Source organism: Ruegeria sp. AG7 (assembly GCF_056541545.1).
On record NZ_JBQFYP010000006.1, the window covers coordinates 1 to 23032 of the forward strand.

General features: G+C 57.7%; 22 protein-coding genes. 14 read left to right on the forward strand and 8 right to left on the reverse strand.

Annotation, left to right across the window (positions count from 1 at the left end; genetic code table 11):
- The coding region (locus tag ACR0BF_RS09470; RefSeq protein ID WP_480624760.1) for a hypothetical protein at nt 1-244 on the reverse strand (244 nt) is incomplete at its 3' end.
- 54 nt (nt 245-298) lie between these two features.
- On the reverse strand, nt 299-1012 hold the full coding sequence (locus ACR0BF_RS09475) for a uroporphyrinogen-III synthase (protein ID WP_480474456.1): 714 nt from the start codon (nt 1010-1012) through the stop codon (nt 299-301).
- A gap of 98 nt (nt 1013-1110) precedes the next feature.
- Here ACR0BF_RS09475 and tsaD point away from each other — a divergent pair, with 98 nt between their 5' ends.
- The 5 genes from tsaD (at nt 1111) to ACR0BF_RS09500 (ending at nt 5316) form a co-directional block, all read left to right on the forward strand.
- Entirely contained in the window at nt 1111-2208 is a 1098-nt protein-coding gene (gene tsaD, locus ACR0BF_RS09480) for a tRNA (adenosine(37)-N6)-threonylcarbamoyltransferase complex transferase subunit TsaD (RefSeq protein WP_480624761.1), read from the forward strand.
- The gene (locus ACR0BF_RS09485) at nt 2205-3167 is read left to right on the forward strand and encodes an NAD(P)H-dependent glycerol-3-phosphate dehydrogenase (protein ID WP_480624762.1); all 963 of its coding nucleotides are present in this window, start codon (nt 2205-2207) and stop codon (nt 3165-3167) included. The genes tsaD and ACR0BF_RS09485 overlap by 4 nt, the downstream gene beginning before the upstream one ends.
- 1 nt (nt 3168) lies before the next feature.
- Nucleotides 3169-3438, forward strand: a complete 270-nt coding sequence (locus ACR0BF_RS09490) for a YciI family protein (protein WP_480482615.1) — start codon at nt 3169-3171, stop codon at nt 3436-3438.
- A complete protein-coding gene (locus tag ACR0BF_RS09495) occupies nt 3438-3860 on the forward strand; it encodes an EVE domain-containing protein (protein WP_480624763.1) in 423 nt (140 codons plus the stop codon). The genes ACR0BF_RS09490 and ACR0BF_RS09495 overlap by 1 nt, the downstream gene beginning before the upstream one ends.
- Nucleotides 3861-4020: 160 nt before the next feature.
- Nucleotides 4021-5316: a hypothetical protein gene (locus ACR0BF_RS09500; RefSeq protein ID WP_480623931.1), complete on the forward strand. Its 1296-nt coding sequence runs from the start codon at nt 4021-4023 to the stop codon at nt 5314-5316.
- A 219-nt stretch (nt 5317-5535) separates the two neighbouring features.
- On the opposite strand, the gene ACR0BF_RS09505 is transcribed toward ACR0BF_RS09500, so the two are convergent.
- From ACR0BF_RS09505 to ACR0BF_RS09520, 4 genes are all read right to left on the reverse strand, one after another.
- Complete coding sequence (locus ACR0BF_RS09505; RefSeq protein ID WP_480496375.1) at nt 5536-5877, reverse strand: DUF2853 family protein; 342 nt, start codon at nt 5875-5877, stop codon at nt 5536-5538.
- A gap of 137 nt (nt 5878-6014) precedes the next feature.
- Complete coding sequence (locus ACR0BF_RS09510; RefSeq protein WP_480624764.1) at nt 6015-6764, reverse strand: extensin-like domain-containing protein; 750 nt, start codon at nt 6762-6764, stop codon at nt 6015-6017.
- Between the two features lie 13 nt (nt 6765-6777).
- Nucleotides 6778-8166, reverse strand: coding sequence for an adenosylhomocysteinase (ahcY, locus tag ACR0BF_RS09515; protein ID WP_267366313.1), 1389 nt, complete (start codon nt 8164-8166; stop codon nt 6778-6780).
- Nucleotides 8167-8268: 102 nt separating this feature from the next.
- Nucleotides 8269-8583: a hypothetical protein gene (locus ACR0BF_RS09520; RefSeq protein WP_480474447.1), complete on the reverse strand. Its 315-nt coding sequence runs from the start codon at nt 8581-8583 to the stop codon at nt 8269-8271.
- A gap of 206 nt (nt 8584-8789) precedes the next feature.
- Between ACR0BF_RS09520 and ACR0BF_RS09525 the strand changes: the two genes are divergently transcribed.
- Both ACR0BF_RS09525 and ACR0BF_RS09530 read left to right on the forward strand, forming a co-directional pair.
- Nucleotides 8790-9383, forward strand: a complete 594-nt coding sequence (locus ACR0BF_RS09525; RefSeq protein ID WP_480624765.1) for an HD domain-containing protein — start codon at nt 8790-8792, stop codon at nt 9381-9383.
- Nucleotides 9384-9419: 36 nt separating this feature from the next.
- The gene (locus ACR0BF_RS09530; RefSeq protein WP_480624766.1) at nt 9420-10142 is read left to right on the forward strand and encodes an SGNH/GDSL hydrolase family protein; all 723 of its coding nucleotides are present in this window, start codon (nt 9420-9422) and stop codon (nt 10140-10142) included.
- Nucleotides 10143-10179: 37 nt separating this feature from the next.
- On the opposite strand, the gene ACR0BF_RS09535 is transcribed toward ACR0BF_RS09530, so the two are convergent.
- Both ACR0BF_RS09535 and ACR0BF_RS09540 read right to left on the reverse strand, forming a co-directional pair.
- Entirely contained in the window at nt 10180-10734 is a 555-nt protein-coding gene (locus ACR0BF_RS09535) for an ActR/PrrA/RegA family redox response regulator transcription factor (RefSeq protein ID WP_050604676.1), read from the reverse strand.
- An 81-nt stretch (nt 10735-10815) separates the two neighbouring features.
- Nucleotides 10816-11442: an SCO family protein gene (locus ACR0BF_RS09540; RefSeq protein WP_480607698.1), complete on the reverse strand. Its 627-nt coding sequence runs from the start codon at nt 11440-11442 to the stop codon at nt 10816-10818.
- 90 nt (nt 11443-11532) lie between these two features.
- Between ACR0BF_RS09540 and regB the strand changes: the two genes are divergently transcribed.
- The 7 genes from regB to addA all read left to right on the forward strand — a co-directional run bounded on the left by regB (nt 11533) and on the right by addA (nt 22975).
- Nucleotides 11533-12930, forward strand: a complete 1398-nt coding sequence (gene regB / locus ACR0BF_RS09545; RefSeq protein WP_480624767.1) for a sensor histidine kinase RegB — start codon at nt 11533-11535, stop codon at nt 12928-12930.
- Between the two features lie 66 nt (nt 12931-12996).
- A complete protein-coding gene (locus ACR0BF_RS09550; protein ID WP_480624768.1) occupies nt 12997-14502 on the forward strand; it encodes a PAS-domain containing protein in 1506 nt (501 codons plus the stop codon).
- Nucleotides 14503-14544: 42 nt separating this feature from the next.
- Nucleotides 14545-15018 (forward strand): tRNA (adenosine(37)-N6)-threonylcarbamoyltransferase complex ATPase subunit type 1 TsaE, encoded by a 474-nt coding sequence (tsaE, locus tag ACR0BF_RS09555; protein ID WP_480624769.1) that lies wholly within the window; start codon nt 14545-14547, stop codon nt 15016-15018.
- Entirely contained in the window at nt 15015-16019 is a 1005-nt protein-coding gene (locus ACR0BF_RS09560; RefSeq protein WP_480624770.1) for an aminoglycoside phosphotransferase family protein, read from the forward strand. The genes tsaE and ACR0BF_RS09560 overlap by 4 nt, the downstream gene beginning before the upstream one ends.
- Entirely contained in the window at nt 16016-16702 is a 687-nt protein-coding gene (locus tag ACR0BF_RS09565; RefSeq protein ID WP_480624771.1) for a nucleotidyltransferase family protein, read from the forward strand. The genes ACR0BF_RS09560 and ACR0BF_RS09565 overlap by 4 nt, the downstream gene beginning before the upstream one ends.
- Nucleotides 16695-19619 (forward strand): double-strand break repair protein AddB, encoded by a 2925-nt coding sequence (addB, locus tag ACR0BF_RS09570; RefSeq protein ID WP_480624772.1) that lies wholly within the window; start codon nt 16695-16697, stop codon nt 19617-19619. Before ACR0BF_RS09565 ends, addB begins: the two co-directional genes overlap by 8 nt.
- Nucleotides 19616-22975 carry a double-strand break repair helicase AddA gene (gene addA / locus ACR0BF_RS09575; protein ID WP_480624773.1) on the forward strand — a complete coding sequence of 1120 codons (3360 nt, stop codon included), beginning with the start codon at nt 19616-19618 and terminating at the stop codon, nt 22973-22975. Before addB ends, addA begins: the two co-directional genes overlap by 4 nt.
- The last annotated feature ends 57 nt before the right edge of the window (nt 22976-23032 follow it).

Consider the following 23032-nt stretch of genomic DNA (forward strand, 5'->3'; position numbering starts at 1 on the left):
CGGCTTCGGCTTCGGCTTCGGCTTCGGCTTCGGCTTCGGCTTCGGCTTCGGCTTCGGCTTCGGCTTCGGCTTCGGCTTCGGCTTCGGCTTCGGCTTCGGCTTCGGCTTCGGCTTCGGACAGGTCTTCTTCTACAGGTTCAGCCGGGTCAACAGGCGTATCTTCCTGCCGCAGATCAGTTTCAACTGCATCATCTGCTAGGAGGGGTTCCACCGGCTTTTGATCGGATTTCTTCTTACCAGCCACCGCAATATTCCCCTTATCGAATCCAAATTCAGATGAATAACAGCCCAGGTTAAGTTAATCGGGGACCTCGCCACCCTCAACCCGCAACACATGTTTCACAAGCTTTTTAACAGCTTTACGCATTTTCTTCGGTGTCGGATGTTTTGCAATCTTCAGGTGCTCATAGTCCAAAGAATAAAGGGGATCAGCCGTAGCCTGGCTGATCGCAACCAGCCAAAGGGGGGCTGATCCGGCCCAGATATCGGCAAAATGTCGCGCCGTGCGCGGCGAGAAAAGCGGAGCAATTATCGGCAGATTTCCTTCGGCGGCCTCGGTGGCCTCGGGTGTTAGCGGCAACAACCGCTGCTGATAGACTGGCTGTTCCCGAACGGTCAGACCAGATTCGGTCAGGCGGCCAGCGATATTACCCCGTGTATGTTCACCCCGCAGGTGCAAAAGCGGGCTTTTGGGCCGATGCTTGAGCAGATGCCCAACCAATTCTTCTGCCGTGGTTCCGACCATCTTGGCCTGCCACCCATACCCTTTCGCGGTACCGGTTGTTGCGGGCCCCACGCAATAGGCCGGCAGAGTGCGGTCAACACCTTTCGAAACCGCCGCATTTACCGCATTGGCCGATGTAAAGATCAATCCTTTTACACCTTTGGTATCCACCGCAACTGGCAGTGGCCGGATTTCCATTATCGGCGAATAGAGGGCCTGTACCCGAGATCTGACGCGGGTTGGCAACTGCTCGACAAACCTTTCCGAGGCGGAGCGAGGGCGGGTCATCAACAAAAACAACGTGTGGCGCCTTGACCCTTCAGGATTGTTTGCATCCGCGCAGGGTGATACCCCGCCGTATATACATGATGCAACGGATCAGGGTGATGGTGCAAACACTTACCGTATTGGGTTTGGAAAGCAGCTGTGACGACACAGCCGCAGCTGTCGTGCGCCAGACCGAAGGCGCCAAAGCCGAGATCCTGTCTTCTGTGGTGCACGGTCAAACCGATCTGCACAGCGCCTTTGGCGGTGTCGTGCCCGAGATTGCGGCCCGTGCGCATGCCGAAAAGCTGGATGTCTGTGTCATGCAGGCACTGGAGGCCGCCGGTCTGTCGCTGCGCGACATGGACGCTATTGCCGTCACCGCCGGGCCCGGTCTGATCGGAGGGGTCATGTCCGGTGTCATGTGCGCCAAAGGGTTGAGCGCCGCCACGGGCTTGCCGCTGATTGGCGTCAATCATCTTGCCGGTCACGCCCTGACACCCCGCCTGACGGACGGCATCGCCTTCCCTTACCTCATGCTTCTGGTGTCGGGCGGCCATTGCCAATACCTGATCGCCAATAACCCCGAGCAGTTTACTCGCCTGGGCGGTACAATCGACGACGCACCTGGGGAAGCCTTTGACAAGACCGCTCGCCTGCTGGGCCTGCCGCAACCCGGCGGCCCGTCTGTCGAGGCTGAGGCCCGTGATGGCAATCCCCAGCGGTTCCGTTTTCCCAGGCCACTGCTGGACCGGCCCGGCTGTGACTTGTCTTTTTCGGGCCTTAAGACGGCGCTTATGCGGATGCGCGACCAAATCGTGGCCGACAAGGGTGGGCTGACCCGTCAGGACCGAGCTGATCTGTGCGCAGGATTCCAGCAGGCCATAGTGGACATATTGGCCGAGAAAACCCGCCGCGCGATTGATCTGTATCTTGATCACAACCCTGCTGATCCCGTTGTCGCGGTTGCAGGTGGGGTGGCTGCAAACTCGGCCATTCGGGCAGCGTTAGAGTCTGTTTGCGCGCAGCAAAGTGCCCGGTTTACGGCACCTCCGCTGGCTTTGTGCACAGACAATGCCGCGATGATTGCCTATGCGGGCCTTGAACGCTTTCGCACCGGCGCGCGCGACGGTCTGGACCTGACTGCCCGCCCCCGCTGGCCGCTCGATCAACGCAGCCCGGCAATGCTGGGCAGCGGTAAGAAAGGGGCCAAGGCATGAACGTATCTGTCCTGGGATCCGGCGCGTTTGGTACCGCTTTGGCAATCTCGCTATCAGGCAACGGGCCAGTAACGCTGTGGTCCAGAAACGCCGATCAGGCGCGGCAGATGCATGAGACGCGCAAAAACTCCACCAGGCTGCCTGGTGTTTCCTTACGCACGAACATCGCCGTAACCGCAAATATCGCTGAGGCGTCGAAGGCTGACATTCTGCTTTTGGCCGTTCCTATGCAGCAATTGCGCAGCGCCTTGCAAGATCGCGCCCCGGTGCTGCACGGCAAGACACTGGTCGCTTGCTGTAAGGGGATAGAGTTGGATTCTGGCCTCGGGCCCGTTGCGGTCATCAGGGATGTTGTCCCCGATGCCCCGATCGCTTTGCTGACAGGACCCAGTTTTGCTGATGACATAGCGCGCGGTTTGCCCACTGCGTTAACGCTGGCTTGCGGTGATACGAATCTTGGCAAAACATTGCAGACCGAGCTGGCCACTGCGAACCTGCGCCTCTATCGGACCACTGACACAATAGGTGCTGAACTTGGCGGGGCGCTGAAGAACATCATGGCCATCGGTTGCGGCGCAGCAATCGGCGCGGGGCTGGGGGACAGCGCCCGTGCCGCGTTGATGACTCGCGGTTTTGCGGAAATGCAGCGCTTTGCCGCCCTGCGTGGCGCGCGCCCTGACACCCTGATGGGCTTGTCCGGGCTTGGAGATCTGGTGTTGACCTGTTCCTCAGAGCTGTCCCGAAACTACCGTTTTGGTCTTAGTTTGGGCCTGAACCAACCATTTGACCAACATACTACTGTCGAAGGCGTCGCCACCGCGCGCGCCATGTCAGAGATTGCCGTGAAGGAAGGGCTGGACATGCCCATCAGTACAACGGTGGCGGATCTGAGCCATGGTGCCTACAGTGTGACCGAGGCCATCCAAAACCTGCTCAATCGCCCACTCAAGGAGGAATAACATGCTGATCGCACTCATCGCCCGTGACAAAGCCGGGGCACTGCAAACCCGGTTGGACAATCGCGCGGCCCATCTGGCCTATATCGAAGAAACGGGTGTTGTATCGCAGGCAGGGCCGCTGCTGGATGGCGACGCCATGATCGGTTCGCTGGTTGTGCTCGACGTCGAAGATCTAGCTGCTGCGCAAAACTGGGCAGATAATGACCCCTATGCGAAGGCTGGATTGTTCCAGTCGGTTGAACTGATTCCCTGGAAAAAGGTGATCGGCTGATGGCATATTGGCTATTCAAGTCCGAACCTTCGACCTGGAGCTGGGAACAGCAAATGGCCAAGGGGGATAAGGGCGAGGAATGGGACGGTGTGCGCAACTATCAGGCGCGCAATTTCATGCGTCAGATGGCCATTGGGGATTGGGGGTTCTTCTACCACTCTCAAAAGGACAAGTCAGTTGTTGGTATTGTCGAAGTATGCGCCGAGGCACATCCCGACAATTCCACCGATGATGAGCGCTGGGAATGCGTGGATATCAAGGCCGTCCGGTCCTTTTCCAAACCCGTGACACTGGACAAGATCAAGGCCGACGAACGGCTTGCCGAAATGGTGTTGGTGAAAAACTCTCGTTTATCGGTGCAGCCGGTAACTGACGATCAATGGAAGGCGATATGCGCCTTGGGTGAAACGCAGCCGGATTGACCTGCCGTCCTGTACAAGGTGCAAAACTTCTCAAACGCCCGGCAAGGTGTTATGTTTCCAAGGGCTACGCCGGGTAGGGACCTGAAGGTTATAATTGCTCTGGTCGTAACCGCTTGGTGTTGTTCGGATAAATTCGATATGTTTTGAAAGTTTGAACCCCGTGTCTGACACTGAAAACGGCAACGGGACACTCGATAACACCGTTGCTGCGAAAAGCACGAGAACCTGGGAAGCGCGCCTCAAAGAGGCGCGGGAGAAGCGCGCGTCGGTGCTTGCGGGGGCGCAAGAAGAGGCGCTGAAAGAACCTGCTTCGACCTCTGCGCAATCGGACGTTCTGCCCCCACCGGACGATACAGATACTGAGCAGATCGTTTCCGAACGGGTCCGCTCGCTAAATCTGGACAAGCCACGCGTCAGAAAAAAACGGAAAACTCGGGTCGCGTTAGTACTGGTTGCCCTTTTGTGCGGGGCCGCCTTGCAATGGGTCATTGCAAATCTTTTAGATGACTGGCCAACCGCAGACGCAGAAGATCAGGCCGTTCTGAATGCGCTTTCTGAAACCTTTCTGGCCCCCGAAGAACCGCCTGAGGCCGCAGCCACCAGCCTGCCGGACCCGAAAGACGCCCCTATACCAGAGGATCTGTTGGTTTCAGGGCCCCCTGAGCCTGAGCCTCTCTCAATACCCGCTGACGTCAGCGAACCCTTGGACAAGCCAAATAGCGAGTCAGTCGATCCGGTTGTTTTGGATCAATCCAGTGCAACCCTTTCCCAGGAACTGGAAAACACTGTCATGCCGGAAAGCGAGTTTGCAACCGGCCCGAATCCCGAAGCGGTAACGGAGAAGCCGGAGATTTCCTTAACACCGCCCAAGATTTTCATTCCTGCCCGGATGGAACCCACGTTGGCCGCCGCGACCGCCTCAGACATTCAAGCCGCGATTCCTGCCTTGTATGATCCACGACTTCGCAATCCCAATCCGCTGAACAAGGGCGGATTATCGCAGATATCACAGATAACCAATGATCCCATTCCGCAAGAGATCGACACACCCGCCAACCCGCCCTACGCCGAGGTGAAACCGCTTCTTGTGACGCCGATCATTGATCTTGAGGTCTCGCTTTTTGTACCGTCGAGAGTTTCGCAAGAGACCAGCAACCGGGCGTTGGAACTGCTTGTCCGAGGTCAGGCAACAGTGGTGGCAACAGCTCGGGTGGGATACCGGGTCAGAGAAACCCAGGTCCGGTTTTATCACCCCGATGACGCCGAAAACGCCGCGATGGCCGCCGATGCACTGGGGGGTATTGCACGGGACTTCACAAGCTCGGGCAGCAAGACGCGCCCGGGGCGGATCGAGGTTTATCTGGAAGGCATCGGCGGAAATGCGGACGACAATTCAACCGTTCAACCTGACAACGCAGAAAACCTCATCGCGCGTATTCTTAAAGAGTTCCGATGAGTAATGAGGGAAGGCTCTGACGATACAGAACCTTCCCTACCCCCGCGTGCTCCCTACTCACCACACGCGTATGGAAATGTCTGGTTCTGACCGTCCTGGTCACGGATTGACCTTAGCCCAACCGCGCGCAGCGTTTCAAACGCCAAGTCCTTAAAAAACAACTCAAATACGAAACGCCTGCCGGAAAGACGGCAGGCGTTTCAGGATTGCGCGGTAAGATCAGCCGTAAACGGCTTCTTTCCCGAAATGCTTGGTCAGCATGTAATAGACCACGGCGCGGTATTTGTTGCGCTCGGACATACCATAAGTTTCCATGGCTTTGTTGATCGCTGCCATCAACTCGGGACCATCTGACAGGCCCAGTTTCTTGATCAGGAAGTTGTTCTTGACGGTTTCCAACTCGGGCGCCTGGCTGGCTGCAACAGTTGCCGCATCTGCGTCATAAATTGCCGGGCCGCAACCGATTGTGACCTTGGTCAGCAGGTCCATATCAGGGTTCATCCCACATTTGTTTTTCAGATCTTCAGCGTATTTGGCTATCAACTCGTCGCGCTTGCCCATGTCCCAATCTCCTTTATCCGTTAATCCGGCACCAATCACCGATAGCCGAGACTAGACGTGTCACAGGTCAGCCCAAAAGGATAAAATATTGCGTTTCCTCCCCCTTAACGAGGGCTGGAATGCACGGGATGCAAGACCTATCTGCAATACCCCCAACCAGAACCTTGCAGGTGAAAATGATCCGCGTGCAAGCGATTGAAGTCCGGGCCAAGAACCACACGAAACCAATCGCACGCGCCCCGCCAGATTTGCCGCAGGAATGCGGGTTCGGGTCCGGAGCCCTGCCAGTCATTTAACAAGGTCAGCACGCGGCCATCGGTCGTCTCCACACCGATGATATCGATCGAGTCCGCACGGGCATGGCTGCTCCATCCGTTGTTTTCACCCTTCAGGGTGCGCATGCGTCTGCAATTGTAGCTTCCGACATGGCGCAATCGGGCAATGCCGGTTCCAAGCAGTTCGTGCGCGACCGGCTGCACGACATGGTGTTCCCACATCGCCAGCCGCAATGTCGTGGCGCAACTGGTTTCAACGGCTTCGATATGCGCGGTGGCCAGCCGTGTCAGAAGGCCGCGTGCGGCAATTCTACAGTTCTGGTCAACGACCAGATCCTCCATCGCCTCGAAATGAACCCCCGCTTCGGCCAACGTAGCCCGACACTGGGTTTCGTCCGCCACGGCGCGGTTCAGTTGATACCTGGTGACTGGCGTGACCGGCGCGCTGACTATTAGGTCGCGCAAAGGGTTCCAGTGTGATGGCACCGGTGTCTTTGGATGCGTCAACAGCACCCAGCCGCCGCCGCCCAGCACGATCACCACAACCAGAACCCTGAAAACAAAGAACGCCGCCGAGTAAAGAAACCGGCGGCGACCGTTGTTCTGCGTCATCGTCAGACGACAATCAGTAGCGGTAGTGTTCCGGCTTGTATGGACCTTCCGGTTTGACACCGATGTACGCCGCCTGATCCGCATCCATCTTCGTCAGCTTCACGCCGATGCGATCCAGATGCAGGCGGGCCACTTTTTCGTCCAGATGCTTGGGCAGGATGTAGACCTTGTTCTCGTACTGGTCACCTTTGGTGAACAGTTCGATCTGTGCCAGAACCTGGTTGGTGAACGAAGCCGACATCACGAAAGACGGGTGACCTGTGGCATTGCCAAGGTTCAGCAGACGGCCTTCAGACAGCAGGATCAGACGGTTGCCCGAAGGCATCTCGATCATGTCCACCTGCTCCTTGATGTTGGTCCACTTGTGGTTCTTCAGGCTAGCCACCTGAATCTCGTTGTCGAAGTGACCGATATTGCCAACGATGGCCATGTCCTTCATCTCGCGCATATGCTCGATGCGGATCACGTCCTTGTTGCCGGTGGTGGTGATGAAGATATCCGCGCTGGCAACTTCGTCTTCCAGCAAGGTCACTTCGAACCCATCCATCGCAGCCTGCAGCGCGCAAATCGGGTCAACTTCGGTCACCTTCACGCGCGCACCCGCGCCGCGCAGGCTGGCGGCCGAGCCCTTGCCCACGTCGCCATAGCCGCAAACCACGGCAACCTTACCGGCCATCATGGTGTCGGTGGCGCGGCGAATACCGTCAACCAGCGATTCCTTGCATCCGTATTTATTGTCGAATTTCGATTTTGTGACCGAGTCATTCACGTTGATCGCCGGGAACGGCAGGTGGCCGTCTTTCACCAGCTGATACAGACGGTTCACGCCGGTGGTGGTTTCCTCGGACACGCCCTGAATCTGGTCGCGCATCTTGGTGAACCAACCTGGGCTGGCCGCCATACGCTTGGCGATCTGCTTCTTGATCACCTCTTCCTCTTCCGAACCCGGAACAGGGATGATGTCTTCGCCCGCTTCGGCACGTGCGCCCAGCAGGATGTACAGGGTCGCGTCGCCACCATCGTCAAGGATCATGTTCGGACCGTCTTCGAACAGGAAGGATTTATCCAGATAATCCCAATGCTCTTCCAGCGTCTGACCCTTGATGGCGAAGACGGGAATGCCCGCCTCGGCAATCGCGGCGGCGGCATGGTCCTGAGTCGAGAAGATGTTGCACGACGCCCAGCGCACATCCGCACCCAGCGCAACCAGCGTTTCAATCAGAACGCCGGTCTGGATGGTCATGTGCAGCGACCCAACGATACGCGCACCTGTCAGAGGCTTGCTGTCCCCATATTCCGCACGCAGGGACATCAGCCCCGGCATCTCGGTTTCGGCAATGTCCAATTCCTTGCGGCCGAACCCGGCCAGCGAAATGTCTTTAACGATATAGTCCACGGCCATCAGGCGCTCCATTTTCGGTAAATCACAGTCCCGGCTGCCCCTAACATTCCTTGGGGCAGGTGGCAACTTTGAAGACTAATACCGGAAGCCTGGTGGCCGCTTTCAGCTTGGCGTGCCTTCGATTTTTATCTTTGGTATCGCTTCAAAAAAATCGGTGCCAACGGCAACAATACAACTGATTCCGTTCGCATTGGTTACCAAAACGGTATAGCTGCCCGTTTCCTTCGAGGCCCAGACCTCCATCACAGACTGCGCGTCGCGCGTCTTTTGCAGGCCGCCAAAGGCCAATTCCTCGGCATAGTTTTCCTGCAATTTGGTGACGATGTCGCCACGCTCTGCACAACTCCGGGCAAAGGCTGGTGGGGCGGTCGCTGCCATTCCAAAGGTCAGGGCAATGGCGAATAAACGCTTGAACATGACAAACTCCTATCGTTTCGCGTTTCACGGTCGAGAGGAGCACACCGGGAGAAGCATGTGCCCCCCTCGGTTTTGATGTCGGGATCATGGCGCGCCGTTTCAAAGCACAAATGCTCAAGAAACTGTTGGCAGCAAGTGATCCAGACAGGTACATCATAGCACAAAAATATGGCGCAATCGCGTCCGGTCAGGCGAGGCATAGCAAAATGGCAACACAACCCAGGGCATGGCAGCGCATGTTATCGGGGCGTCGGCTGGATCTGCTGGACCCGACCCCGGTGGATATCGAGATCGAAGATATCGCGCATGGGCTTGCTTTTGTGGCACGTTGGAACGGGCAGACACGCGGCGATTTCGCCTATTCCGTGGCCGAGCATTCCCTATTGGTTGAGGAACTCTTCGGAAGAATTGCGCCCAAGACACCCGTCAAATGGCGGCTGGCAGCCCTGTTACATGATGCGCCGGAATACGTGATCGGCGACATGATTTCGCCGGTCAAATCTGCCGTGGGCCCCGGTTACGGCGCGCTGGATGACCGGTTGGCGGCGGCGATCCACATCCGGTTCGGCCTGCCCACTGAGGTGCCAAAAGCGGTGAAACGGCAGATCAAGAAGGCCGACAAGATCAGCGCCTGGATGGAGGCCACCCAGATCGCAGGGTTTTCTGACGCTGAGGCAACGAAATTCTTTGGTCGCCCGGATAAAGCGGTGATGGAGGGATTGGAGATCACGCTGAGACCACCGGTCGAAGTAAGGAAAGCCTACACAGATCGGCACACAGTGCTTCTCGCGCTACTTTAGCGACGTGCAACCTGAACAGCTAAAGGAAATGGTGAAATGAGCGCGAAACGGCCGATTGGGAACCGGATCTTGCTTGCAACAAATTTGGTGCTGATCCTGGCGCTAGCAGCCGTGTTGATCAGAACTAGGTATCTGGCGAAGACAGTACGCAAGCTTACCGGAGCGCATACTCCCGTCACAGAAACTAAACAATATCAGACAATGGTGTGGCTGCACAAACGACCGATTTCCCAAGCTCTAGCGTCACCGAATATTCAAATCGCATTTATTGGTGATTCCATCATCGAGGGATGGCTAACCAGCAACATCGTTTCAAACGCATTGAATCTGGGAATCAGTCGGGACACAACCCAAGGCTTAATAGCAAGGGTGCACCCGGAGCTCATCACTCATGTTCCGGTCTGGTACTTGGGTGTTGGGGTTAATGACGCCCTGAACGACACACCTCTGGAGGAGGTTCCGAAATATGTTAAGCAGTTAGCGGATGTGTTCACCTCCGTAGACAGATTGATCTGGCGTGCCGTTCTGCCTGTCGCCAGCGAAACTTGGACTATCGAAAACGAAACGTTTCGAACCGCCTACAACATTGCAGCACAACAAACTTGCTTGGAAATGGGAAACTGCACGTTTCTCAACTCCCCTCCCGGGTATAGTAATAACATCGACAAGTGGACATCGGACGGCCTACACCCCAATCCAATCGGTTATCGTCACCTGACACAGCAGCTTTGCGCTGAAACAAAGTGCTCCCTTCAGTGACGCTGAGTGGGGTTTTTGCGGTGATTAGGTTATAGTCTCAACGCGGACTACGCTTCGCCAGTATCCGCTGCAAGGTCCGGCGGTGCATGTTCAGCCGCCGCGCCGTTTCGCTGACATTGCGGTCGCACAGCTCATAAACGCGCTGGATATGTTCCCAGCGCACGCGGTCCGCGCTCATGGGGTTTTCCGGCGGCGGGGGCAGTTCGTCGCCCTTGGCCAGCAGCGCATTGGTGATGTCGGTGGCGTCGGCGGGTTTCGACAGATAATCGGTTGCGCCGATTTTTACGGCGGCGACTGCGGTTGCAATCGCCCCGTACCCGGTCAGAACCACAACCCGGCTGTCGGGGCGCTTTTCGCGCAGAACCTCAACCACATCCAGACCATTGCCATCCTCCAGTCGCAGGTCAACAACTGCGTAAGCCGGTGGGCGGGCGGTGGAAATTGCACGACCTGCGGCGACGGATCCTGCGGTTTCAACCTCGAACCCACGCTTTTCCATGGCCTTGGCCAAACGTCTCAGGAACGGCTCGTCATCATCCACCAAAAGCAGGGATTTGTCAGGGCCGATATCAAGCTGAGAACTGTCTGCCATATGTTAGGTCTTTCCGCTATTTCATGCCTTTGGCTTAAACATGAGTAATAGCAGCGCAGAAACAAAGGTCAAACAACCTTGTTAATGCGCAGCCTGGTCCAGAAAGCACCCGACCTTGTCAGCCATCTGTTCGGCCGTGTCATCGCGCTTGAAGAATTCAAGGAAACCATGTTCGGGCGTCACCAGATAGGTGAAGGTGGAATGGTCAACAAGGTAGAATTCGTCGCTTTTATCCTGTGCCTTGTAAAAGGTCTTGTAAGCCTTGCTCGCCGCCCTGACTTGTTCGGGTGAACCGGTCAAGGCAATCGTTTTGCCGCCCAGATTAAAGGCATAATCATCCACAACCTCGGGCGTGTCCCGTTCGGGATCGATCGAGATGAACAGCGCAGTGGCCGACTGCCCGCGCTGGTTCAGGATATCCACGGCCTCAACATTGCGGGACATGTCAAACGGGCAGACATCGGGGCAGAATGTATAGCCGAAATAGACAAGTGTGGGTTCGGTGATAACGTCTTTGTCGGTCACCGTCTCACCTTTGCCATTCACCAGTTCAAACGGCCCGCCGATAGCAGCGGTCCCCCCGGCGATCTGCCCAGACCGGCACTGTGCAAACTGGTCGTCGGATCCGCCCCCACGCGTCAAAAGCCACATCGCACCTAGGCCAATAGCCAGAACGAGAGTTGCAAGAATTGCGTAGAGGCGGGTCATTTTGGTTTTCCGGTCGCAAGGAGTTGTTGATCGTTTCGGCCGGGACACCTAACAAGATGACCAGCCTTTGCAACAGGACATAAGCGACCAATGGCAGATTCCAATCAGACTTTTTGGCGCGGCCAGGAACGCAGCAGCTGGATCCGCCTGCGCACCCTTATCCTGTTGCGATGGGTTGCCATCTTTGGTCAGATCACCGCCATCACCGTGGCCCAGCAATACTATCATGTGCAGCTGGAACTAGGCCTGTGCTATCTGGCCATCGGGATCTCGGTCATGGGTAACCTGACCGCCATTCTGTTGTTTCCACAGAATAAGCGGATGTCCGAGTTCGAAAACTTCCTGATGGTTCTGTTCGATCTGTTGCAACTGTCGATCTTGCTGTATCTGACAGGCGGGCTGAACAACCCCTTTGCCCTTCTGCTTCTGGGGCCGGTCACGATTTCCGCCAATGTGATGAGCACACGGTCGACCTTGATTGTCGGGGCTGTTGCAATTGTTCTGACCACTCTGCTGGCGGATTTCCACCTGCCGCTGCGGACCAACATCGGGGTGGTTTTGGACATTCCGGAAATCCTGCTGTTTGGCAACTGGGCGGCTATTATTATCGCCATCGTCTTTATCGGTGCCTATTCTCACCGCGTCAGTTCCGAGGTTCAGTCCATGTCCGAAGCGCTGGCTGCCACCCATATGGCACTGGCCCGCGAGCAAAAACTGACTGATCTGGGCGGCGTGGTCGCCGCCGCCGCGCACGAGCTGGGCACCCCTCTGGCAACAATCAAACTGACGAGTGCGGAACTGATCGAAGAGCTGGACGACCGTCCCGACCTCAAGGAAGACGCGGCCTTGATCCGCGAACAGGCCGATCGGTGCCGCGACATTTTGCGCGATATGGGTCGTGCCGGAAAAGATGACCTGCATTTGCGGCAGGCTCCACTTTCAACAGTGGTGAACGAAGCCGCCGAACCGCATGTTGACCGGGGCAAGGTCGTTCATTTTTCGGAAGGCCCGGCGCAGGACGGAGATGTGCTGCAACCCTCGATTCTGCGAAAGCCCGAGATCATTCACGGACTCCGCAACCTGATACAGAATGCCGTAGATTTCGCCCGCGCCAATGTCTGGGTCGAAGCCGAATGGACGGACAGCAAAATCACCGTCAGCATCATGGATGACGGGCGCGGCTACCCGTCGCACATGATTGGCCGCATCGGTGATCCCTTCATGCGCCGCAGACGGGCCGAAGCCGACCTGCGAACCCGTCCGGAATACGAAGGCATGGGACTGGGGCTGTTCATCGCAAAAACGTTGCTGGAACGCAGCGGCGCCGAGCTGAAATTCGCTAATGGCACGGATCCGTATCAGCGTCTGACCGATCAAAAAGACAGGACAGGTGCAATCGTCAAGGTCTCGTGGCCGCGCAACCTGATTGACGCGCAAAAAGGTGACACTCCGGTTCCATCCGGTTCCAACAAACGCATTCAAGTATGAGTTAAGGAGCCGTTAACCTATCCTGCCCATAGTCAGCCGGGGTTTGGTTCTACCTTGGGGAAATTAATGGCCGATTGGATCATTCTGGCCGCGATCAGCCTAGTATCGGGATGCTTTGCCGTACAGTGGTTATTGCCACGCCAGACGCGACGCGACGATGTCTTTGGCTTGTTTTCAACAACATCCCTGTTTGATGCGGTATTCCTGTTTGATGGTGATCACCTGATCAGCCACTCCGATATCGCGCTTGCCGGGTTCGGGCATGTTGGAAGCTGGCAGGATTTGCACCGCCTGCTGAAAAGAGATTTCCCCACCTTCCCCGAAACACCCGAAAAAGTTCGCGACCAAAACGTACTGGTAATCTCGGCCATTGATTGCACAGTCGAACGCGAAGTGGTGTGTGAATGGATCGACGGGATTGTCCGCGTGCGTCTGCACGAACCGGCCCGAATCTCTCCGACCAGGTCAAGCGCGCTGAGTGAACCGAGCCGTCTGGCCATGGAACAGGCCCCCTATCCGGTATGGTTGCTGGATCACAACAGCCAGGTGCAGTGGTGCAATGCAGCTTATGTCACGCTTGTTCGCCGGGCACGTGGTCAGGATGCCGATCTGACTGCCCCTCTGTTCCCGGACACCTCTGATGCTCCGTCGCTCGGAAAATCAAGAGTGGCGGTGGAAGTGACAGGGACCAACAGCAAGTTGTGGTTCGACCTGACGCAGATCGTGCAGGACGACGGGCGGTTATGTTACGCCACAGACATCAACGCTATTGTCGAAGCAGAAACCGCGCAACGCAAGTTCGTGCAGACCATGACCAAGACCTTTGCTCAACTTTCGATCGGCCTGGCCATTTTCGACCGCAACCGACAACTGGCGTTGTTCAACCCGGCCCTGATTGATCTGACCACGCTGCCGCCGGATTTCCTCAGCTGCCGCCCGAACATCAGCAGTTTTTTCGACCGGCTTAGGGATCAGCACATGATGCCAGAGCCCAAGAACTACCGTACATGGCGGCGTCAGATGAACGACCTGCTCGAAGCAGCCGAGGGCGGTAATTATCACGAAACATGGTCGCTGCCCTCTGGCTCAGTTTATTCTGTAAGCGGCAGGCCGCATCCCGATGGGGCCGTTGCGTTTCTGTTCGAAGATATTACTGCCGAAATCACGTTGACGCGCCGCTTCCGGTCCGAGATGGATTTGATGCAATCCATATTGGACAAGCTGGCCGATGCAATCGCTGTATTTGCCGATGATGGCACCCTGGCCCTTACCAACTACGCCTATGAAAAGCTTTGGGGCGACGCACAGGAAATCGGCTTTCAGACCGACACGGTCACCGATGTTACGCGGCGGTGGCAGGATTATTGTGTTGCTACGCCGATTCTGGGAGAGATCCGGGATTTTGTCGAAATGCGGGATAACCGGGCGGAATGGACGGCTGAAATCCAGATGCGGTCAGGCATCACTTTGGACTGCACGGTTTCACCAGTTCATAACGGTGCGACGATCGTGCGGTTTGCACCCGTGGATCTTCTGACAAAAACCGCCCCGTTGGAACAGATCAGCGCCTGAACCGGGGTTGCAGCCGATTGGGCAGAACGTCATTGTGACGCCATGACGACGACCTCACAAACCCTGACGTTTAAATCGCCCGATGAAACCGCAGATTTCGCGGCCCGTGTCGGGTCTTCGCTTGGTGCCGGGGACGTCCTGTTGCTTAGCGGCGCAATCGGCAGCGGCAAGACGCATTTCGCGCGCAACCTCATTAAATCACTTATGCCTGAACCGGAAGACGTGCCATCACCCACATTCACTTTGGTTCAGACCTATGACACCCCTGCCGGTGAGATCTGGCACTGCGATCTTTATCGGCTGAACGCGTTAGAGGAAGTGGATGAGCTGGGTTTGGTTGAAGCCTTTGACACAGCAATCTGCCTTGTGGAATGGCCGGAAAAACTGGGCACACTAGCCCCTGTCGCTGCGTTAAAACTGGCCTTCGAAACAGACCCTGACACAGAAGAAACCCGCCACATGTCCTTGTCATGGACCGATCCGAAATGGGTAGACAAGTTGGAGAATGCCGGATGACAAACAGGACAGTCCTGGCAGAGGCCCTTATTGCGCAAACTCCTTGGGCCGGGGCAACGCGTGCACTACTGGCCGGCGACGCATCGAACCGCCGGTACGAACGCGTGACCGATCCGGTCAGTAAGCGAACGGCTGTCCTGATGGATGCACCACCTGACAAGGGCGAAAGCGTCGAATCGTTTGTGCGTGTTGCCGAGTATCTGCGTTCGATTGGCCTGAGTGCGCCCGAGATTTACGCAGAAGACGCTGAATATGGATTTCTGCTGCTGGAAGATCTGGGTGATGATCTGTTTGCACGCGTCCTGAAAAAAGACCCGTCCAAAGAACGCCTTTTGTACGAGGCCGCGACAGACGTGCTGCTTCATCTGCATCAGGCCCCATTATTGTCGCTACCGTCCTACGACCCGGCCCTGATGACGGACCTGGCGGCACTGGCGCTTACGAAATATGCCGCTGGCATTCAGGGCAATGTTGATCAGGACGTTCTGGACCGGTTCGAACTTCGGTTTGCAGATATTTTGCACCGCGAAACCTCTGGGGACAAAGTTGTCATTCAAAGGGACTATCACGCAGAAAACCTTCTGTGGCTGCCCAAGCGCGACGGCATAAGGCGCGTCGGATTGCTGGATTTCCAATTGGCCATGCTGGGGCACCCCGCCTATGATCTGGTGTCCTTGCTTCAGGACATTCGCCGCGATGTTTCGGTCGGGACAGAAATGCAGATGATCAACCGCTATATTGCAGGGTCAGGTATGGACGATCACGAATTTCGTACCGCGTACAGCGTATTGGGCGCGCAGCGAAATCTTCGCATCCTTGGCGGTTTTTCGCGGCTGGCAACCGACTACGGCAAGCCGCAATATCTGGACATGATCCCGGCGGTCTGGTCGCACCTCATGAGGGATCTGGAACACCCTGCCCTTGTTTCGGTGGCCTCGCTGCTGCACGACGCTCTGCCCCGACCAACACCTCAGAATTTGGCCAGGCTGAGGCCCCAATGACCGGATCACCCTTTGCCGTAATGTTGTTTGCCGCCGGGTTTGGCACCCGTATGGGCGCGTTGACCAAGGACCGACCCAAACCGCTGATCGAAGTGTCCGGGCGCGCCCTGATCGACCACGCGCTGGATCTTGTCGACAACCTTGGCCCTGTTCGCACAGTGGCAAACGTGCATTACCACGCCGATCAGCTCGACGCGCATCTCAGGCCCAAAGGCATTCTGATATCGCCGGAAGAGCCGGAGATCCTGGAAACCGGCGGCGGGTTGCGCGCAGCCCTGCCATTGCTGGGCACCGACCCTGTGTTCACACTGAATACCGACGCAATCTGGTCCGGCCCAAATCCGTTGATGCTGCTGCAAAACGCATGGGACCCGTCCCGCATGGATGCGCTTTTGATGTGTGTTCCGATTGCGCAGGCCATTGGTCACGACAGGCCGGGTGATTTTACCGCCGATCAGGTGGGGCGGATCACGCGTGGGCCCGGCTTGGTTTACGGGGGCGCGCAGATCCTCAAGACACAAGGGTTGCACGCCATTTCGCAACCGGCGTTTTCGTTGAACCTGCTTTGGAACCAGATGCACGATCAGGGGCGTTTGTTCGGCATCGAGTATCCCGGTCGCTGGTGTGATGTGGGCCACCCCGATGGGATCGCTCTGGCCGAGGATTTGCTGGCAGATGTTTGACCCCGGACCCCTGCCCCGAGTCTTCGCCGTCCCGCCCGGCACGGATTTCCCCAAAGCGTTGGTCGACGGCCTGAGGCGGCGTTGTTCAGGCCCGCCCGAGGCTTTGGCGCGGGTGGGGCTGGTGTTGAACACGCGACGCATGGAGCGGCGCGTACGTGATCTGTTCAATCAGGGGCCACCTTGCCTGCTGCCCCGTATCTCGCTGTTAACCGATCTGGGGGACAGTGCTGATCTGGCGCATATTCCACCTGCCATTCCGCCCCTTCGGAGGCGTCTGGAGTTGACACAGCTGGTCGCCAAATTGTTGGAACAACAACCGGATCTGGCCGCGCGGTCGTCGGTTTTTGACCTGTCCGACAGTCTGGCGGCGCTGATTGACGAAATGCAGGGCGAAGGTGTGTCACCGGACACGATCCGGGGGCTGGATGTCAGCGACATGTCCGGCCATTGGGCGCGGGCTCAGACCTTTATCGGTATCGCAGATCATTTCATTGACACGGGCTCGCAGGTGATGGACGCGCAGGCCCGCCAACGCCGCGTGGTCGAAAACCTGATCGCCCGCTGGCAAACCGATCCCCCCCTGCATCCGGTTATTCTGGCCGGGTCGACCGGTTCGCGCGGCACCACGCTGATGCTGATGGATGCCGTCGCGCGCTTGCCGCAAGGGGCCCTGGTACTGCCCGGATACGATTTCCACCAGCCGGATCACGTTTGGGAAGGGTTGGATGATGCCTTGACTTCGGAGGATCATCCGCAATACCGGTTTCGCAAGCTGATGCGCGGGCTGGGCCTGTCACCCGGCCAGATTACTCCATGGACAGACCTGAACGCCCCCTCGCCTGCCCGTAACCGTCTGGTTTCCCTGGCTTTGCGCCCAGCCCCGATCACCGATGCCTGGATGAGCGAAGGCCCGAAACTGGCTGATCTACTCGGCGCAACCAAAGACCTGACACTGGTCGAGGCGCAATCACCGCGGGACGAGGCTTTGGCCATTGCCCTGCGCCTGCGACAAGCTGCCGAAACCGGTCAGACCGCCGCCCTGATTACGCCGGATCGCATGTTGACCCGTCAGGTCAGCGCCGCGCTGGACCGGTGGAACATTCTGGCAGATGACAGCGCCGGTCTGCCGCTGCAACTCTCGCCTCCGGGCCGGTTTCTGCGACATGTGGCTGGTCTGTTCACGCGCCGTCTGGAGGGCGAGGCGCTGCTTACCTTGCTAAAGCACCCGTTGTGCCATGACGGCAGCGAACGCGGTAAACATTTGCTGCGCACGCGTGATCTGGAACTGGATCTGCGCCGCAATGGCCCACCATTTCCGGATGGCACCAGCCTCACTGCATTTGCAGTACGCAAAGAAGCCCCCGAAAGCTGGGTCCATTGGGTTGTTCGCCACTTCTGCGATCAACAGATCAGTGGCGAGTTGGCGCTTTCCGACTGGGTAGATCGGCTCACAACACTGGCCGAGGCGATCTCGGCTGGCAGTGCAGGTGAAACCGGCACGCTGTGGGACAAGAACGCGGGTCAAAAAGCGCTGGCAGTGCTGAATTCCCTCAGGGATGAGGCGCAACATGGCGGGCCGATGACAGCCCATGATTTTGCCGATCTTCTGGGCGCGTTGCTTGCAGGGGAAGAGGTCCGCGACCGCGACGCGCCACATCCGCATATCATGATCTGGGGCACACTCGAAGCGCGGGTACAAGGTGCGGACCTGTTGATCCTTGGCGGATTGAACGAAGGCAGTTGGCCAGAAGCTCCGGCTCCTGACCCCTGGCTGAACCGGCAGATGCGTGACAAAGCGGGGTTGTTGCTGCCCGAACGGCGGATTGGCCTGTCGGCGCATGATTTTCAACAGGCCATCGGCGCGCCCGAGGTCTGGCTAACCCGCGCAACCCGCTCGGACGATGCGGAAACGGTGCCGTCCCGTTGGGTGAACCGGCTGACAAACCTGTTGCAAGGCCTGCCTGAGCAGGGTGGCCCCCAAGCGCTGGCCGAAATGCGCGCCCGTGGCCAAAACTGGCTGAACTGGTCCGAGGCTCTGGAAGACGCGCCGCGCATTGACCCCGCGCCACGCCCATCCCCGCGCCCGCCAGTTGTCGCGCGTCCGCATCACCTGTCAGTAACGGAAATCAAGCGACTGATCCGCGATCCTTATGCCATTTACGCCAAGCATGTGCTGCGGTTGAAACCTCTCGATCCGCTTGTCCAGGCACCCGACGCGTTGCTGCGGGGGATCGTGATCCACGAAATCCTCGAACATTTCGTCAAGGATAGCGTGCTCGACAACGCCCTGCTGACGCGTGAGAATTTTCTGAAACGCGCGCACACATTGCTGGAGCAGCATGTCGCCTGGCCCACGGCGCGACATCTGTGGCTGGCGCGGCTGGAACGGATCGCAGACGACTTTATCAGCGCTGAACTTTCGCGCCGGGGTGACGGTGGGCCAGTGGCCTTTGAAGCGGCGATGAAGCTGGTGCTGAACCCGTTGGACTTCACCATCACAGGGCGCGCTGACCGGATCGATCACAACAGCCGGGGGGCCTTGCGGATCATCGACTATAAAACCGGCGCGCCTCCAACAGAAAGCCAGCAGTCCAAATTCGACAAGCAATTGCTGATCGAGGCTGCAATGGCTGAACAGGGCGGTATCGAAGGTCTTGACCCGATGGCGGTGGCAGAGGCGATCTTCATCGGGATGGGTGGTGCCTATAAAGAGGTGCCCGCGCCGCTGCTGAAAGAACCCGCCGAGAAGGTTCTGACCGAACTAAAAGAGCTGATTTCAGCCTATTTAGAGCCTGATCAGGGATATTCATCCCGCCGAATGCTGCACAAGGATACGGATATTGGTGATTATGATCATCTGGCCCGGTTCGGCGAGTGGGACCGGACAGCCGAAACGCGCCCCGAGGACCTGATATGAGCGCGCGCAACGAAGCCACCGAACGGCAGGTGCAGGCCGCGCGACCCGATGCCTCGACCTGGCTGGCCGCCAATGCGGGGTCAGGAAAGACACGGGTTCTGACCGATCGGGTGGCGCGCCTGCTGCTGGGTGGCGTCCAACCGCAGCACATACTTTGCCTGACCTATACCAAAGCTGCTGCCAGCGAGATGCAGAACCGGTTGTTTGACCGTCTTGGCAAATGGGCAATGCTGGAAGATGCCAGGCTGCAAAAGGACCTGGCCGAACTGGGCGTGACCGGCGTTATCGATTCAGACCGGTTGGCACAAGCGCGCACCCTGTTTGCCCGCGCCATCGAGACGCCAGGCGGCTTGAAGATTCAGACAATTCACTCGTTCTGCGCCTCGTTGCTGCGTCGTTTCCCGCTCGAGGCCGGGGTCAGCCCGCAGTTTTCGGAAATGGAAGACCGTGCGGCAGCTTTGCTGAGGGAAGAAATTGTTGAAGATTTCGCAGAAGGCCCGCAGGCCAAGCTGATCGAAGACGTGGCCCGGTTTATCACCGATACAGGCTTTGACAAGCTGACTGCGGCGATCGCCCAAAAGCGCAACCTATTCGCGCAGCAACTGGATTGGCCTGATCTGTTGCAACGCTTCGAACTGCCCTCGCATTTCGACGATAATGCGTTGTTTCAAAGCGTTTTCCTGGGTGGTGAGGTTGAGCTGATCCAGTCAATTTTGCCCCTATTGCTCGAAAGTGGCGGCAATAATGCCAAGGCAGCGGCAAAGCTGGCAGGGTTCACCGAAGCACGATTGGCTCACTTGCCCATGCTGGAAGACGTGCTGCTGACCGGAAAAGGCGCAAAAGAACCGTTCACCGCCAAGATCAACGGCTTTCCCACCAAACCCCTTCGCGAAGGTGCGCTGGCGGACCGGATGCCTCAACTCGAAGCTCTCATGCTGCGGGTTGAAGCTGCACGCGAACGCCGGCTGGCGCTGGTTGCAGCCCTGAAAACCGCTGTATTGCACCGCTTTGCCGCTGCATTCCTACCGGAATATGAACGCCGCAAGCAGTTGCGGGGGTGGCTGGATTTCGACGATCTGATTCTGCGCGCACGTCAGGTTCTGAATGACCCGGCGGTGGCCGAATGGGTGTTGTACCGTCTGGACGGGGGTATCGACCACATACTTGTCGACGAAGCGCAGGACACCAGCCCCGATCAATGGGATGTGGTCGAAAAACTGGCTCAGGAATTCACCAGTGGGGAGGGGGCCCGATCAGGGGTCGAGCGCACGATTTTTGTGGTCGGCGACAAAAAACAATCGATCTATTCCTTTCAGGGTGCCGATCCGCAGGCTTTTGACCGGATGCAGGAGGAGTTTGACCGAAAACTCACTGAATCAGGCTCTAAACTGTGGGGTTCGACGCTGGAATATTCCTTCCGATCCTCCAGCGCGATCTTGTCTCTGGTCGACACGCTTTTTGAGAACCGAACCGATGCAGGATTTCAGAAGGAAAGCCAGCACCGCGCCTTCAAATCCGATTTGCCCGGTCGGGTTGATCTTTGGCCCGTCGTCGAGAAAGTCGAAGACGCGGAAGAGGGGGATTGGACCGATCCGGTGGACCGGCCCGGATCGCGGCATCATACCGTTATTCTGGCCAAACGGGTGGCTGAGACGATCAAAGAAATGATCGATGGCGGCGAAACGATCCCTGAAGACGGGGACACGCAGGGCCAGTTTGTTCGACGCAAAGTGCAACCGGGTGATTTTCTGATCCTTGTGCAACGCCGGTCCGACTTGTTTGCCGAAATCATTCGCGCCTGCAAGGTTGCCGGGCTTCCCATCGCCGGGGCGGACAGGCTGAAAGTGGGTGCCGAACTTGCGGTCAAGGATCTGGCTGCGCTGCTTAGCTTTCTGGCCACGCCCGAAGACAGCCTGTCGCTGGCGACAGTTCTGAAATCCCCACTGTTCGGATGGTCCGAGCAGCAGCTTTTCGATCTGGCCCATCGGCGGGAGGAGCAATTCCTGTGGGCTGCTTTGCGCAGACGCGCCGACGATTTCCCCAAAACCCTGGCCGTGCTGAACGATCTGCGCAGTCAGATCGACTTTCTGCGCCCCTATGACCTGATTGAACGCATTCTGACCCGACACGACGGGCGACGAAACCTGTTGGGCCGACTGGGACCCGAGGCTGAGGACGGTATCAATGCCCTGCTATCGCAGGCGTTGGCCTACGAGCGGACGGATATCCCCAGCCTGACTGGATTTCTGGTCTGGATGCAGACCGACGATCTGGAGATCAAACGACAGATGAGCGGGGTCGGAAATATGATCCGGGTGATGACGGTGCACGGCTCGAAGGGGTTGGAGGCTCCGATCGTCATTCTGCCTGATACCGGCAAACGCCAGCCGCCACGCGACGCCGAAATCATGGTGGCAGACGGGACACCGCTGTGGAAGGTTTCGGCAGACCAATCGCCGAACCTGATCACTCGCGCCCGGACAGAGGCGCGCACCCGCGAGGAAAACGAGCGGCTTCGCTTGCTTTATGTGGCTCTAACAAGGGCTGAAAAGTGGCTGATCGTGGCAGCGGCAGGTGATTTGGGTAAAGATGGCAACAGCTGGTACCAGATGGTAGAAGCAGCGATGGAAAGGGCCGGGGCAACGCAACTGCCTGGTTCAGATACACGTCGGCTGTCCCATGGCGACTGGGATGGGTTTCCACTGGTTGAGCTGTCACGCGCATCGGCTAAACATTCAGATCTACCTGATATGTTCCTGCACCCTGCACCTGAACCGGTTGTACCTGCGGCCACCATCAGCCCTTCGGATCTGGGTGGGGCCAAGGCGTTGCCAGGTGACGCTGGTCTGGATGAAGACGCTGCCAAACTGCGCGGAACCCGCGTGCACCTGCTGCTTGAGCATCTGCCCAAAGTCACGCAGGACCACTGGCCAGAGCTTTGCGCCCGCCTGCTGCCCGGCATGGGGCAAGAGGATCAGAACGCATTGCTGACCGAAGTCACAGGCGTGCTGACATCCGAAAGCCTGCGACACATTTTCACGCCGGACACATTGGCCGAAGTACCTGTAACTGCCGACCTGCGCGGGCAGCGAATGTATGGGATTGTCGACCGCCTGATCGTGACGGACACCGAAGTCCATGTAATTGATTTCAAATCAAATGCCACCGTTCCGAACCGGGTCGAAGATTGCCCCGAAGGGTTGCTTCGCCAAATGGGCGCGTATGCGCAGGCCCTGTCGCAGATCTATCCGGACCATAAGATACGCACCGCAATCCTTTGGACAAGAACGGCAAATCTTATGTGGTTGCCACACGATCTTGTGACGGATGCCGTGGCCTGCACCCAGATATCTTGACCTTGCCTACTGCCACCCCTACCTTCACAGCCCAAGCGCATTTCATTCAGGAGACAT